We start from the raw sequence: 637 nt of genomic DNA on the forward strand, positions 1-637 counted from the left end.
GTATTATAACTAAATTATATTAAAAAGTATTCATAGGTGTAATAATTGGAGGCGGCAACCGGATTCGAACCGGTGGTAAAGGTTTTGCAGACCTCTGCCTTACCACTTGGCTATGCCGCCAAAAATTGGAGCGGAAGACGGGATTCGAACCCGCGACCCCAACCTTGGCAAGGTTGTATTCTACCACTGAACTACTTCCGCAAATGGCTGGGCTAGCTGGATTCGAACCAACGCATGACGGAGTCAAAGTCCGTTGCCTTACCGCTTGGCTATAGCCCATTGTAGATACTACTTTATTATTAATATGCGGATAACCCGCTTTACATGAATAATTAATGGGGCGACTGATGGGAATCGAACCCACGAATGTCGGAACCACAATCCGATGCGTTAACCACTTCGCCACAACCGCCATAATTAAAGATTGGCAGGGGTAGTAGGAATCGAACCCACACCAAAGGTTTTGGAGACCTTCGTTCTACCTTTAAACTATACCCCTAAAATGGTGGAGGGGGACGGATTCGAACCGCCGAACCCAAGGGAGCGGATTTACAGTCCGCCGCGTTTAGCCACTTCGCTACCCCTCCGTATGAATCTATCATATTCATATACAATATATCTTGTTAATGAATAATGG

6 tRNA genes are annotated in these 637 nt (G+C 46.0%); all 6 read right to left on the reverse strand.

Going from position 1 to position 637, the window contains the following annotated elements:
• Nucleotides 1–46: 46 nt before the first annotated feature.
• A tRNA-Cys gene (locus tag BKO01S_RS23660) sits at nt 47–120 on the reverse strand.
• Between the two features lie 6 nt (nt 121–126).
• Nucleotides 127–201 (reverse strand) — tRNA-Gly (locus BKO01S_RS23665).
• Between the two features lie 3 nt (nt 202–204).
• Nucleotides 205–279, reverse strand: a tRNA-Gln gene (locus BKO01S_RS23670).
• A gap of 57 nt (nt 280–336) precedes the next feature.
• Nucleotides 337–412, reverse strand: a tRNA-His gene (locus BKO01S_RS23675).
• Nucleotides 413–425: 13 nt separating this feature from the next.
• Nucleotides 426–499, reverse strand: a tRNA-Trp gene (locus tag BKO01S_RS23680).
• A 4-nt stretch (nt 500–503) separates the two neighbouring features.
• Nucleotides 504–587 (reverse strand) — tRNA-Tyr (locus BKO01S_RS23685).
• Nucleotides 588–637: the final 50 nt, after the last annotated feature.

Origin of the sequence: Robertmurraya korlensis NBRC 107688, from assembly GCF_001591645.1 — a bacterium.
In the GTDB taxonomy this organism is placed as follows: domain Bacteria; phylum Bacillota; class Bacilli; order Bacillales; family Cytobacillaceae; genus Robertmurraya_A.